The following is a 12478-nucleotide window of genomic DNA, read 5'->3' as shown; positions in this document are numbered from 1 at the left end:
CAAATCATGGAGCGTGTTATGGGCGTCCTTCCGAAGGTTCTGGGTCTCACCGTGGCCGGCGTGCTGGTCATCGCTCTGTATCTGGCCGTTTCCGTGTTCGGCGCCCTGTCCGGCGCCGTCGCCGATCCCAGCCCGGCCCACAGCCCGCTGGGCTTCTCGGTCTATCTGGGCCTGCTGCTGACCGCCGTCTTCACCAGCCTGGTGATGTATCTGGCCTCGACCGGTGGCGGCTCGCAGAGCTGATCCGGTCCGTCACGGACTTCGAAGCGCCCCGGCCTTGCGGCCGGGGCGTTTTCGTTTGCACCAGACCTTCGTCAGTATCGACAGCACAAGCACCTCTTAGTAGCATCGCCCCATAAAGCAATATGCCTTTGATTGGGGGAGCTGAGAAATGTGGGGACGCTTCCTGGCCGCATTCGGCCTGTTGTTTCTGGTTGGCGCGTGCAGCACCACGGTCGCCCCGCCCCACCGCTACCCCATGGTGGAAATCCCCGATGCCAAAACGGCGGATGTCGCGCTTTACTTCGCCAACTCGTTCCGGGCCATGATCGCCTCGGAGCAGATCAAGCCCTGGGAGCAGCGTAACCGCACCCACACCCTCCTGTCGGCCGACAATGCCAAGGTGGTGATCAAGAGTGAGAACCCGGATGCATTCCGGCGAACCGGCTACCTCAAGCTCTTGATCGAACCAACCCAGGCCGGATCATCCGTCGTGGTCGACAGCCGGGTCAGCTATATCCAAAATCCCGACAGCTCGTTCGAGCATGAAACGGACATCTACACCGCGGCACAGGTTCCCTCGCCGGAAGGCTTCGTCATGGCCTACCAGCAGATTTTCGACATCATCGCCGCCAATTTCAACGCGGTCCGCCGCCGTGCCGCCCAGATGCCGCCGGCCGGGTAAATGGTCCACCCTCCGGCCTTCGAGTGGGAAGGCCCCCACGGGCGAGTGGCCTCTGTCATGCGCCAACGGCCTGACCGCCGCCGGCACCCATACCGCCAATGCCGGCGAAGCCATCAAGACGGCTGGCCCCATCCCGGCCCCCAAGGACAAATCTACCAAAACGAGAACTACTATGCTCGCTTTCGGCTATAACATTAACGCGTGTGCCTTCACGCCCCGGCCTTGCGGCCGGGGCGCTTTCGTTTGGTGATCAGGCGGCCCGCACGTTGGCCAGGAATTCCCGGACCTCGCGTTCCAGGGCGGTGCTTTCGTCCAGCAGGCCGTTGGCCGACTGGAACACCGCCTGGGCCATGCGTCCGGTTTCAGACGCCGCCTGGGCCACGCCCGAGATGTTGCTGGCCACCTCGCGAGTGCCTTCGTTGGCCTGATCCACGTTGCGGGCGATTTCCGCCGTGGCGGCACCCTGCTCCTCGACGGCGCCGGCGATGATGGTCGCCAGTTCGTTGATGCGCGAGATGGTTCCCGAAATGCCGGCGATGGATTCCACCGCCGACTGGGTCTCGGACTGCACCGTGGCGATCTGCTGGGTGATCTCGTCGGTGGCCTTGGCGGTCTGGCCGGCCAGATTCTTGACCTCGTGGGCCACCACGGCGAAGCCCTTGCCCGCCTCGCCGGCCCGCGCGCTTTCGATGGTGGCGTTCAGCGCCAGCAGGTTGGTCTGGCTGGCGATGTCGCTGATCAGGCTGACCACGTGGCCGATGCGCTGGGCGGCTTCCACCAGACCGGAAATCTTGCGGGTCGCCTCGACCGCCTCGAGTTCGGCGGCCTTGGCGATATCCGACGACTGGCGGACCTGGCGGGAGATCTCGTGGATGGAGCTGGACAATTCGGCGCTGGCCGACGCCACCGTCCCCACGTTGGCGGTGGCCTCGTCGGTGGCCGACGAGACGGCGCCGCTCTGGCGCTGGGTCTGTTCGGCATTGGCCGACAAGGTGTCGGCCGAGCCGTGCAACTGCTCCACCGCCGTCTTGACGCGGGACAGGGTGGCCTCGATGGATTCGTCGAAGCGCTGGGTGGCGGTCTCGATGGCGCGCTGGCGGGTTTCGCGCAGGGCCAACTGCCGCTGCTCCTCGGCCTTGTGGGCGGCGGCGTCGATCATGCCGACCCGCCAGCCGTCCAGGGCCTTGGCCAGCGGCCCGAACTCGTCCAGCCGCTCCGCACCGGGCACCGTCAGGGCGGTATCGCCGCCGGCCAGACGGCGCACCGCCTCCACCAGCCCGTTCAGCGGATGGGTGATGCTGCGGCCGATGGTCACCGCGAAGAGCAGCCCGACGATGACGGCGACGCCGCCGATGATGGCCGACAGGGTGCCGAATCCGCTGATCCGGTCCCGCACCTCGGCCGCCCGCTCGTCGGCGGTGGAGCGATAGCCCTGGGACAGGGACCCGCCGATCTTGTCGATGGTGGCGCTGATCTTGGCGGCGCTGACCCGCGACTCCACGTATTCCGGATCTTCGAACGGCGCCTTGCGGGCCTTCAGTTCGCTGATTTTCTCCACCCGGACCTTGTAGGCGGCGATCTGCTCGGCCAGCTCCTTCACCTGGGACTGGCGCTCGGTAACTATGGTGGTGGAGGACAGCAGGCCGTCCACTTCCTTGATCAGGTCGCCGACCAGGGCGTTGGCCCGCTGATAGCGGCTGAGATCGTCGGTGGCGAAGTACACCCACATATTGAAGCGGGCTTCATAGATGTGGCGCTCGATGCTTTCCAGCTTCAGGGCGTTGTCGCTGGCCCGCCGGCTGGTGGTGACGATCTCGGCGATGTCGCGGGCCGAAAGGACGGCGAAGGCGGCCAGCCCGGCGATCAGAACGATCAGGACGGCAAAGCCGGCCAGGAGACGCGTGGCGATACCCAATCTTGTCAGCATGGCTTCCTCTTTGACTCGGCTGACGCAATGGGATGGTCAACGCCGTGAAGGTGGTCGGGACGTTTAAAAGGTGTTTACAAAAATTTTTAACAATATACCGTATGAATTACCGCTACTACCTAGAGTGACAGCAAAGCATTACGCTAAGAAATATATGTCTATTGACGGATAAATTTAGCACCTATATCATAAGCATAATTACGTATTACGGTTTTAATTGAGAGCAAACCTCAATTGATGATGCCTGCTACCACACTTTCACTGTGGTTGAGGAGTCACAAAATATGATTGCGCGTATACGGTTTTGGAATACTCCGAATAATAACAATTAAAACCCGAACAGCCGCCCCCATCCCGGTCCCGGCGGGGGAAAAACCAGCGGAGGGTGTGGAGATACCGGAAACCGGGGGCCTTCAGGGACAGACCTTGTAGTCGTCGGTCACCTGATTGCGGACCACCTTCGACAGCTTGCTGAAGGCGGCGAAGCCCCGCTTCTCGATGGTCTGCAGCAGATCATCGATGTTGTCGCAAAATCCCTCGGTCAGCGAGATGTTGCGGGCATAGGTGACCAGCCGGCCGTCGGCATAGTTGATCTGATACTTCCAATCATCGGGGAATTCGCGCTGCCAGGCCTTTTGCCGGCGGTCAACCGCCGAGCGGAATTTGGCGCCGTTGGCGCCTTCGATTTTCTGCCAGCGGTCGCGGGCGCCGGGCAGCAGCCGCTCGTTGCAGCGATTGGCGGCCTCGCGCAGGAAGATGCCCTGGCGCACCTCCTGCTCCGATTTGATCTCGGCCTGGGAGAAGCACTTCTTGGGCGCGGCGGCCAAGGCAGCAGCGGGGATCAGGACAGCGGCGACGAGGATTGCGGCGCGGAGCATGCGGCGGCCTTGCGGTTGGACGTCGCCCCATTATGCCGCAGCCGTGCCGCCAGCCGCCAGCCAAGAAGCACGGCCAGGATAAAGGCATGGACGGCCGGCTCGGTGACGTCCTTCTTGACCATCATCCAGTGGTGGGTCACCCCCAGCGGCGCGATGACGTAGACCAGCCGGTGCAATGCCCGCCAGCGCCGCCCCCCTAAGCGGCGCACCATGCCGTCGGTGGAGGTAACGGCCAGGGGGATCAGCAGCAGCACGGCCAGCATGCCGAGCGTGATGTAGCGGCGCTTGACGATCTCGCGACCGATGGCCCGCCAGTCGAAGAACTGGTCGAGACCGACATAGGAGCTGAAGTGCAGCACCACATAGGCGAAGGCGAACAGGCCCAGCATGCGCCGCCAGCGGGCCAGAGCGTTCCATCCGCTCAGTTCCCGCATCGGCGTCACCGCCAGGGCGATCAGCAGGAAGCGCAGCGCCCAGTCGCCGAGAAAGCGGTTGCAGGCCTCGATGGGATTAGCCCCCAGCCCGCCGCTCGCCGCCCGGAACGCCAGCAGACCCAGGGGAATCAGGCAAAGGCCGAACAACAGCGGCTTGACCCAGGATCGCCGCAGCAGCTTGTCCATCAGTAGTTCGCCGCCAGATCCATGCCGGCATACAGTGACGCCACCTGATCGGCGTAGCCGTTGAAGGGCAGCGTCTTGCGCCGCAGGAACTCGCCGATGCGCCGCTCGCTGGCCTGGCTCCAGCGCGGATGGTCCACCGCCGGATTGACGTTGGCGTAAAAGCCGTATTCCCGCGGCGCCGCCTTCATCCAGGCGGTTTTCGGCGGAGTCTCGGCAAAACGGATGCGGACGATGGATTTGATGGATTTGAAGCCGTACTTCCACGGCACCACCAGACGGATGGGCGCGCCGTTCTGCGGCAGCAATTCCTCGCCATAGAGGCCCACCGCCAGCAAGGTCAAGGGGTGCATGGCCTCGTCCATGCGCAATCCCTCCACATAGGGCCAGTCGATGACGGCGCGGCGCTGGCCGGGCAGGCGCTCGGGGTCCTGCAGGGTGGTGAACTCCACGTACTTGGCCCGCGAATTGGGCTCGAAGCGCTTCAGCACCTCGGCCAGGGGAATGCCCACCCAGGGAATGACCATGGACCACGCCTCGACGCAGCGCAGGCGGTAGATGCGCTCCTCCAGCTTATGGGGCCTGATCAGATCCTCGTAGCCCAGGGTGCCGGGCCTGGCGCATTCCCCGGCGATGGTGACGCTCCACGGCCTGGTCTTGCCGAAATAGCTGGGGGCCAGTTGGGCGGGATCGGACTTGTCCACCCCCAGTTCATAGAAGTTGTTGTAGGTGGTGACGTCCTTCTGCGGCGTCGGCGGCTCGTCGGTGGAAAACGGCCCCTTGACGGTGGACAGCGCCGCCTCGGCTCCCGTGCCCGACAGCGCCAGGGCGCCCGCCGCCCCCAGCGCCAGAAAGCGGCGGCGGTCCAGCCACAGCGCCTTGTCGGTCACCTCGGACTCGCGCGGGAAGGACCCGGATCTGATCAACATGCTCGTCACTCCACCAGCCTCTTGAAGACGGGTTCGCCGCCCGGCCCCGGGAGGTTACATGGGGATCACGGCTTGGGTTTGGAACAGACCCGCTTCACCGCCTGCCAGTCGGCGTCGGACAGGGCCGGCAGGTGAGGCTCTGGCCGCCGCCGCGCCTCGACCGCCGCCGCACGGCTGCCGGATTCGGGATGGGTGCCCAGCCAGGCCAGGAGCTGGCCCTGCTGTCCCTCCATGATCTCCAGGCGGCGGAAGAACTGGGCGAGCCCCTCCGAGCCGATGCCCGCCGCCTCCAGCAGGCTCAGCGCCCCCATGTCGGCGGCGCTCTCGTCCTCGCGGGAATAGGCGCCGGCCAGGGCGGCCCCCAGGCCGCTGGCCACCAGCCCCGAGGCGTCGCCGGTGATCATGGTGGCGAACACGCCGACGCCCAGCGCGCGGATCATGGCGGCGGTCACATGGCGCTGGCCGATATGGGTGAGTTCGTGGGCCAGCACTCCGGCCAACTCGTCCGGTCCCTCGGCCTTGGCGAGCAGGCCGGAGAACAAGATGATCTCGCCACCCGGCAAGGCCAGGGCGTTGATGTCCTTGGACCGCAGCACGTGGATGCTGACCTGCCGCCGCTCGGCCGGCAGGGGCTCGGCCAGACGGCGGGCCAGGGCGTCCAGCACCCGCAAACCGTCCCTCCCCTCGCAGGCCTTCATCTGGCCTTCCAGCCCGGTGGCGATGGACTGGCCCCACTGGCGTTCCAGCCCGACCGGCACCAGATGGGCCAGCAGCCTGGACCCCGGCGCCAGTCCCAGCATCAGACCGGCCAGCACCCCCGCCCCCAGCAGGCAGGCCAGGACCAGGGCGTGACGCTTGCGCCGGGGCGCCGCCGGTGGTTGCGGCAGCACGTCGCGGATCACGTAGGCATCCTCGATCGCCAGCCGGGCGTCGGGCTCGGAGGCGCAGCGCAGCCTTACACCGCGCTTTTCCGCCCAGGTCCCGTCGGCGATCAGGTCGCCGGTCTTCCATACCGCGATGAGGAAGCCGTCGGCTCCCCGGATTTCCAGGCCGGTGGCCAGAACGCGCACAACCACCTTGCGTACGGCGGCGCTGCGTCCGTCGCTGAACCGTCCGGGGCGGTCGGCGGCGATGCCGTTCAAAATTCCCCGGCTCCGTCCAGCACGGCGATCAGCCCCTCGCCCGTCTTGGGGCCGGTATCGGCCGAGCGGTGCACGGCGGCGAAATCGGGCTCGCCCTCCACCCCGATGATGGCGCAGGCATAGCGGAAGGTGCGCAGGGACGCCCAGGGGCGCAGGGTGCCCAACGAGAACAGCGAGATCACCATATTGCCGGCCACCAGCCGCATCAGCCGCCACGCCCCGGCATCGGCGGCGAAACGGCTGCCCTCGAACCGGATTCCGGCGGCCAGGTTGCGGTAGAAGCCGGCCCGGTACCACGCCCAGGGCAGGACCAGGATGATCACCGCCAGCACGGCCAGGGCCATGGTGAAGAGAAAACCGACCCTGGCCTCGGACAGACCGCTTCCCCGGGCGACCTCCGCCGCCCCCCAGGCGAGGAAGGCGGCGACCAGGGCGAACAGCAGCCCGCTGATCCACACCAGGAGGAACCGGCCGTAAAGGCCCGAGGCGGTGGCGTCGCAGGTGAAGCGCCGGTCCCCGAAGGTGGTGTTGTTGAAGCGGTAGCGGGCCAGCCACATCTCGCCCCACGGCCAGGCCCAGCCCAGACTGAGGGGCACGGCGATCCACACCAGCAGCGAGCGCAGGGCATAGCCCCAGCCCGACCCGGTCTGACCGCCCCTGATACCGCGCCAGCGGGTGCGGCTCATCTGGTAGCGCCGTGCCCGGTACAGTCCCACCGCCACCAGCAGCACGGTAAGCAGATAAAGCACCGACATCACCAGCCCGCCCAGCGGATCGCCGGCGGCGACCAGCACCTGCGCCCAGGCGAGGCCGCCGACGATGGGCAGATAGATGACGAACAGCACCAGCAGAAAGCCGATGAACAGCTCCTTGCCGGTGCCGATATACTCCACCGGATCGGCCCAGGCGGTGGTGCCGCCCCACAACTGGCGGCGCACCCTGGTCTTGCCCCAGAACCGCCACAGCGACAGGGTAACCACCGACAGGACCAGATTGACCAGGGCCAGCCGGATCATGGCTCCCGTGCCGCCGGAATGAACGAAGGGGCGCTGCAGGGGCGCGGAAATGGACATGAAATTCTCCCCGGACCGGAACATCCCAGGGTAACCCGGTCCGGGACGCAAGGAAACCTCGGCCGGCGCCGTTCCCGTTCACGAGGCACGGTGCGGCAGGGCGCGCTGGCTGCTACACTGGCGGACAGTTTCCATCCGCCCAGGAGGCAACCGTGAGCGACTTCCCCGCACTGATGCTTGACGAGACCGACGGCAAGGTGACCGCCTCCATCCGCCGGCTGGCCGATTCCGACCTGCCCGAGGGCGAGGTGCTGGTCAAGGTCGAGTACAGCACGCTCAACTACAAGGACGGCATGATCCTCAACGGGCTGGGCCGTCTGGTGCGCAAGTACCCGCACGTGCCCGGCGTCGATTTCGCCGGCACGGTCGAAACCAGCGCATCGCCCGAATTCAAGCCGGGCGACAAGGTGATCCTGACCGGCTGGCGGGTGGGCGAGACCCATTGGGGCGGCTATGGGGCCAAGGCCCGCGTCAAGGCCGAGTGGCTGGTTCCCCTGCCCGCCGGCCTGTCCACCCGGCAGGCCATGGCGGTGGGCACCGCCGGCTTCACCGCCATGCTGGCGGTGATGGCGCTGGAGGATCACGGCCTGCGCACCACCGACGAGGGCGAGGTGCTGGTCACCGGCGCCGCCGGCGGCCTGGGCAGCGTCGCCGTGCTGCTGCTGTCCCGGCTGGGCTACCGGGTCGCCGCCTCGACCGGCCGCGAAAGCCTGGGCGACTACCTGCGCTCGCTGGGCGCCGCCTCCATCATCGACCGCGCCGAGGTCGGCACCCCGCCGGCCAAGCCGCTGCTTTCCGAGCGTTGGGCGGCGGTGGTGGACAGCGTCGGCGGCGCCACCCTGGCCAATACCGTCGCCAGCCTGCGCATGCGCGGCGCCGTGGCGTCGTGCGGCAATGCCGGCGGCATCGAGTTCACCATGACGGTCCTGCCCTTCCTGCTGCGCGGCGCCAGCATCCTGGGCATCGATTCGGTGATGTGTCCCAAGCCCAAGCGCCTGGTGGCGTGGAAGCGCCTCGCCGAGCTGCTGCCCCTGGACAAGCTGGATTCCCTGACCACCGAGGTGCGTCTGGTGGACCTGCCCGAGATGGGGGCCAAGATCCTGAAGGGCGACGTCAAGGGCCGGGTGGTGGTCGACCCTAACCGCTGACCACCCGCCGCCGCCGCTTGACCGCCCAGATGAAGGCCACGGCGGTGAGGTTCATGACGAAGGCGTAGACGATGCTGGGCACCATCATGGCCGGGTTGCCCAGCAGCGTCACCGCCACGAAGATGCCCAGCGCCCCGTTCTGCAGGCCGTTCTCCATGACGATGGCGATGCGGTCGGCCAGCTCCAGCCGGGCGAAGGCGCCCAGCGTCCAGGCGGCGGTCATGGCGGCCAGATTGAGCGCCAGGGCGGCGGGCACCACATCGCCCACATGGTCGATCAGCGACTGACGCTGGCTGACGAAGGCTCCCACCACGATCAGGGCGAACAGCAGGGTGGCCACCGGCCGGGCGATGCGCCCCAGGCGCTCGGCCGCTTTGGGCCGGAAGCGCTGAATGCCCAGCCCCAGGGCCAGCGGCACCGTATCCACCAGGAAGATGCCCAGGGTCATCTTGCCCACCGGAATCTCGACCGACCGGTCATAGCCCGCAAACAGGGCGAGACCCACATTGACCAGCAACGGCACCGTGACGGTGGCGGCCAGACTGGTGAGCGCGGTAATGGTGGCGGCCAGGGCGATACGTCCGCCGGCATGGTGGGTGAGCAGCGCCGAGGTCACTCCGGCGGGACAGGCGGCCAGCAGGATCATGCCCACGGCGAAGTCGGCCGGCGGCTTCCAGACCAGCACCAGGGCCAGCCCCAGGGCGGGCAGCAGCAGGAGCTTGGCCGCCAGACCTACCGCCATGGCCTTGGGATGGCCGAACACCACCTTGAAATCGCGCCCGTCCATGGTCAAGCCCATGGCGAACATGATGAAGGCCAGCGCCAGCGGCAGGGCAGCCTGGGTGATCACAGCGTCACCCCCAGGGCCAGAAGGAAAGCCAGCAGCAGTTGGAAGCGCGCCGTCGAGGCCAGAATGGCGTTGAAGGCCGGCCCCCGCGCCTGGGTGGCGAAACGCAGGATCAGCCGCAGCGCGACGGGTAGCGCCCCCAGGCAGAGCCAGCCGCCCTTAGGCCCCAGCGGCGAGGCCAGCAGGGCGATGGGCAACAGCAGCAGCGCGCCGTAGATGGCCTTGGACGCCTCGACCCCGGCGCGGATGGCCAGGGTCCGGCGCCCGGCCAGACGGTCGGGCTCCATATCGCGATAATTGTTGGCCAGCAACACCGCCGCCGCCACCGCGCCGATGGCCGCCCCGACGATGATCGACTGACCGGTCAGGGATAGGGTCTGCAGGTAATAGGTCCCGCCCACCGCGCCGATGCCGAAGAAGGCGATGACGAAGGCTTCGCCGGTGGGCGTATAGGCGATGGGCTTGGGGCCGCCGGAATAGGCCCAGCCGGCCACCAGCGAGGCCAGGCCCAGGGCGACGATGGGCCAGCCGCCCAGCCAGACGAGATAGAGGCCCACCAGGGCGGCCAGGGCGAAACAGGACAGCGCGGCGCGCTTGACCCGCTCCGGCGTCGCCCAGCCGAGCGCGGTGATGCGCGGCGGCCCCTGGCGCAGCGGCTGGTCGCCGCCCCTGAGCGCATCGCCCACGTCGTTGTAGAGATTGGTTCCCGCCTGGATGGCCAGGGCGCCGAACAGCGAGGCGGCGAAGGGACGCGGGTCCAGGCTGTGGGCATCGGCCCAGGCCAGGGCGCTGCCGGCCACCACCGGGGCGATGGAAATGGTCAGGGTCTTGGGACGGATGGCCAGAAGCCACAACCGCCAGCCGTCCGGCGGCTGGTCGGCCCGGCTGGAACGCTGCCCATCGATGATCAGCGACGGCGGCTCGGGCTGGCCGGGATCGAGCTTCATGACGCGGGCTTCACACCGGAATGCAGACAGGCGATACCGGCCGACAGGTTGCGCCAATGGATGCGCTCGAAGCCGGCCGTACGCATCAGCCCGGCCATCTCGCGCTGGTCGGGGAAGCGGCGGATGGATTCCACCAGATAGGCATAGGCGGCGGGCTCGCGGGCGATCCAGGCGCCCAGGCGCGGAATCACGTGGAAGGAATAGGCGTCGTAGAACGGCCGGATCAGCGCCCAGGGCTTGGAGAATTCAAGGCAGACGAACCAGCCGCCGGGCTTGAGCACCCGATGGATCTCGGCCAGCGCCGCCTCCGGGCTGGTGGCGTTCCTCAGGCCGAAGGCGATGGTCAGGGTGTCCACCGAATTGGTGTCGAACGGCATGGCCTCGGCCTTGCCCTCCACGAACTCGATGCCCAGCCCCTGGCAACGCGTTTCCCCCACCGCCATCATCTCGGGCGAGGGGTCGCAGACCATCACCCGGCGGTCGCGACCGGCCAGCAGACGGGCCACATCGCCGGTGCCGCCGGCCAGATCGACGATCACCTGCCCGGCCGCCGGACGGGCGGCCTTGACCATCGCCCGCTTCCACAGACGATGGATGCCGAAGCTCATCACGTCGTTCATCAGGTCGTAGCGCGGCGCCACGGCGTTGAACACGGCGCGGATGCGCTGCTCGCGCTCCTCGGGGCTAACCGACTGGAAGCCGAAAGTACCGGACAGCGAAGAGGTCAAGGAAGGTCACCTCGACGGAACAGGAAATAGCCGATCCCGGCGCTGACGGTGCCCAGCGCCACTGGATAAGCAAGTGCGAATGTAAGATAGCCGCTGCGGCCCAGCGCGTCGAGGATCACATAGGAGCTTGGCCCCAGAACCACCATCTGCGGGTCGAACAGCAGGATGGCGGCGGTGCGGAAGCTCTGCAGCGGATTGGCCACGGCGATGCCGACGATCAGTTCCAGTGGCAGACGCTCGCGGATCATCAGGCCCAGCAGAATGAGGTCGAGGAACAGCAGCAGCACCAGCCAGGTGAGGAAGGCGCCGGTCTGGGCCACGTCGGGGGTGCGCGCCAGGGTGGAGATCAGCATGCCGATCCCCAGGAACGCCCAGGCCAGAGCCACCAGCAGGGCGGTATAGAGCACGAACAGGCTCCAATCCACCTCGATGCCGCGCAGGGCGGCATAGACCGCGGCCACCGCCATGGCACCGAAAACCGGCAGGAACACCACCACGAAGCGGCCGACCATCTTGCCCCAGAACCAGGCATAGAGCGGCACCGGCAGGGACAGCATGTATTCGAACACCCCGGCGTCGCGGTCGCCCGCCACCGACCGGACCGTGGTGATCAGGATGAATACCGGCAAAATGGCGACGCACAACTGGATATAGGTCACCAGCAGGCGCGACAGGCCGGTGAAGCCCAGGATGCGCGATTCGGTCAGGCCGAACACGAACAGCAGCACCACGATGCCGCCGAACACGATGGAGTAGAACATGAACCAGCGGGACCGCAGGGATTCCGCGATGTCCAGCCGGGCGGTAAGATAAAGCGCATTCATCAGCCGTCTCGCGTCGTGGTGTCCGAGGGAGTCTCCGAGGGCTCGCAGCGGCTGGTGGAGCCCCGGGCCAGCACCGCGGTCTTCATGGCGGTATAGTCGACGGTGCCGCTCCGCCCCGTATCGAGGGCGCCGTAGCCGTGGGCCATGGGGGTATGCTGGCCGTCGATGTAGAAGGCCTTGCGGCCGTCCAGCCACTGGCCGGTCTCGACGCCGCCCACCCAGAATTCCACGGCCACGTCGTCGGCCCAGCCCTGCTTGGCCATCCACAGCACGGCGTCGCCCAGATCGTCGAACTTGTGCACCTTGTGGTCGGCGCCGCGCACCTGGGCGGCGAAATGGGGGTCGTCGATGATCATGCCGCAATACTCGCAGGTCTCGCGCCCCCACTTGATCTCGGCCGGCCCGGTGGTCGACTGGCCGCAGGCCGAGACGGCGAGGACCATGCCCGGCACCAGGGCCAGGAAGCGGCGGCGGCTGACATCATGAGTCTGGCCGTGATGCTGGCACATGGCAT

At 67.2% G+C, this 12478-nt stretch carries 14 protein-coding genes; 3 read left to right on the top strand and 11 right to left on the bottom strand.

Features of this window, described 5'->3' with window-relative positions:
- Positions 1-18 precede the first annotated feature (18 nt).
- Together CP958_RS03310 and CP958_RS03305 are read left to right on the top strand one after the other, a co-directional pair.
- A complete protein-coding gene (locus CP958_RS03310) occupies positions 19-243 on the top strand; it encodes a hypothetical protein (RefSeq protein WP_096700581.1) in 225 nt (74 codons plus the stop codon).
- 148 nt (positions 244-391) lie between these two features.
- Entirely contained in the window at positions 392-904 is a 513-nt protein-coding gene (locus CP958_RS03305; protein WP_096700580.1) for a hypothetical protein, read from the top strand.
- A gap of 250 nt (positions 905-1154) precedes the next feature.
- Here CP958_RS03305 and CP958_RS03300 read toward each other — a convergent pair whose 3' ends face one another.
- From CP958_RS03300 to CP958_RS03275, 6 genes are all read right to left on the bottom strand, one after another.
- Complete coding sequence (locus CP958_RS03300; RefSeq protein ID WP_170958819.1) at positions 1155-2831, bottom strand: methyl-accepting chemotaxis protein; 1677 nt, start codon at positions 2829-2831, stop codon at positions 1155-1157.
- A gap of 413 nt (positions 2832-3244) precedes the next feature.
- On the bottom strand, positions 3245-3709 hold the full coding sequence (locus CP958_RS03295; RefSeq protein ID WP_096700579.1) for a hypothetical protein: 465 nt from the start codon (positions 3707-3709) through the stop codon (positions 3245-3247).
- Positions 3673-4329, bottom strand: a complete 657-nt coding sequence (locus CP958_RS03290; protein ID WP_096700578.1) for a protein-methionine-sulfoxide reductase heme-binding subunit MsrQ — start codon at positions 4327-4329, stop codon at positions 3673-3675. The genes CP958_RS03295 and CP958_RS03290 overlap by 37 nt, the downstream gene beginning before the upstream one ends.
- Positions 4329-5255, bottom strand: coding sequence for a protein-methionine-sulfoxide reductase catalytic subunit MsrP (gene msrP, locus CP958_RS03285; protein ID WP_096700577.1), 927 nt, complete (start codon positions 5253-5255; stop codon positions 4329-4331). The genes CP958_RS03290 and msrP overlap by 1 nt, the downstream gene beginning before the upstream one ends.
- Before the next feature lie 65 nt (positions 5256-5320).
- On the bottom strand, positions 5321-6397 hold the full coding sequence (locus tag CP958_RS03280; RefSeq protein ID WP_096700576.1) for a M48 family metallopeptidase: 1077 nt from the start codon (positions 6395-6397) through the stop codon (positions 5321-5323).
- Positions 6394-7470, bottom strand: a complete 1077-nt coding sequence (locus CP958_RS03275; RefSeq protein ID WP_096700623.1) for a YjgN family protein — start codon at positions 7468-7470, stop codon at positions 6394-6396. The genes CP958_RS03280 and CP958_RS03275 overlap by 4 nt, the downstream gene beginning before the upstream one ends.
- Before the next feature lie 173 nt (positions 7471-7643).
- On the opposite strand from CP958_RS03275, the gene CP958_RS03270 reads away from it, so the two are divergent.
- Positions 7644-8618, top strand: coding sequence for an MDR family oxidoreductase (locus tag CP958_RS03270; RefSeq protein ID WP_197706342.1), 975 nt, complete (start codon positions 7644-7646; stop codon positions 8616-8618).
- On the opposite strand, the gene CP958_RS03265 is transcribed toward CP958_RS03270, so the two are convergent.
- Genes CP958_RS03265 through CP958_RS03245 form a run of 5 tightly spaced genes read right to left on the bottom strand, consistent with a single transcriptional unit; the run spans position 8608 to position 12473 of the window.
- Positions 8608-9468 (bottom strand): bile acid:sodium symporter family protein, encoded by an 861-nt coding sequence (locus CP958_RS03265; protein WP_096700574.1) that lies wholly within the window; start codon positions 9466-9468, stop codon positions 8608-8610. The genes CP958_RS03270 and CP958_RS03265 overlap by 11 nt on opposite strands.
- Positions 9465-10412 carry a 1,4-dihydroxy-2-naphthoate octaprenyltransferase gene (gene menA, locus CP958_RS03260; RefSeq protein ID WP_096700573.1) on the bottom strand — a complete coding sequence of 316 codons (948 nt, stop codon included), beginning with the start codon at positions 10410-10412 and terminating at the stop codon, positions 9465-9467. The genes CP958_RS03265 and menA overlap by 4 nt, the downstream gene beginning before the upstream one ends.
- A complete protein-coding gene (gene ubiE, locus CP958_RS03255; RefSeq protein WP_096700572.1) occupies positions 10409-11140 on the bottom strand; it encodes a bifunctional demethylmenaquinone methyltransferase/2-methoxy-6-polyprenyl-1,4-benzoquinol methylase UbiE in 732 nt (243 codons plus the stop codon). The genes menA and ubiE overlap by 4 nt, the downstream gene beginning before the upstream one ends.
- Complete coding sequence (locus tag CP958_RS03250) at positions 11137-11964, bottom strand: ABC transporter permease subunit (RefSeq protein ID WP_096700571.1); 828 nt, start codon at positions 11962-11964, stop codon at positions 11137-11139. The genes ubiE and CP958_RS03250 overlap by 4 nt, the downstream gene beginning before the upstream one ends.
- Positions 11964-12473, bottom strand: a complete 510-nt coding sequence (locus tag CP958_RS03245) for a hypothetical protein (RefSeq protein WP_096700570.1) — start codon at positions 12471-12473, stop codon at positions 11964-11966. The genes CP958_RS03250 and CP958_RS03245 overlap by 1 nt, the downstream gene beginning before the upstream one ends.
- Positions 12474-12478: the final 5 nt, after the last annotated feature.

The organism is Magnetospirillum sp. 15-1, assembly GCF_900184795.1.
Taxonomy (GTDB): domain Bacteria; phylum Pseudomonadota; class Alphaproteobacteria; order Rhodospirillales; family Magnetospirillaceae; genus Phaeospirillum.
The sequence above is the reverse complement of the archived record's forward strand: the minus strand, read 5'-3'. Positions and strand labels throughout refer to the sequence as shown.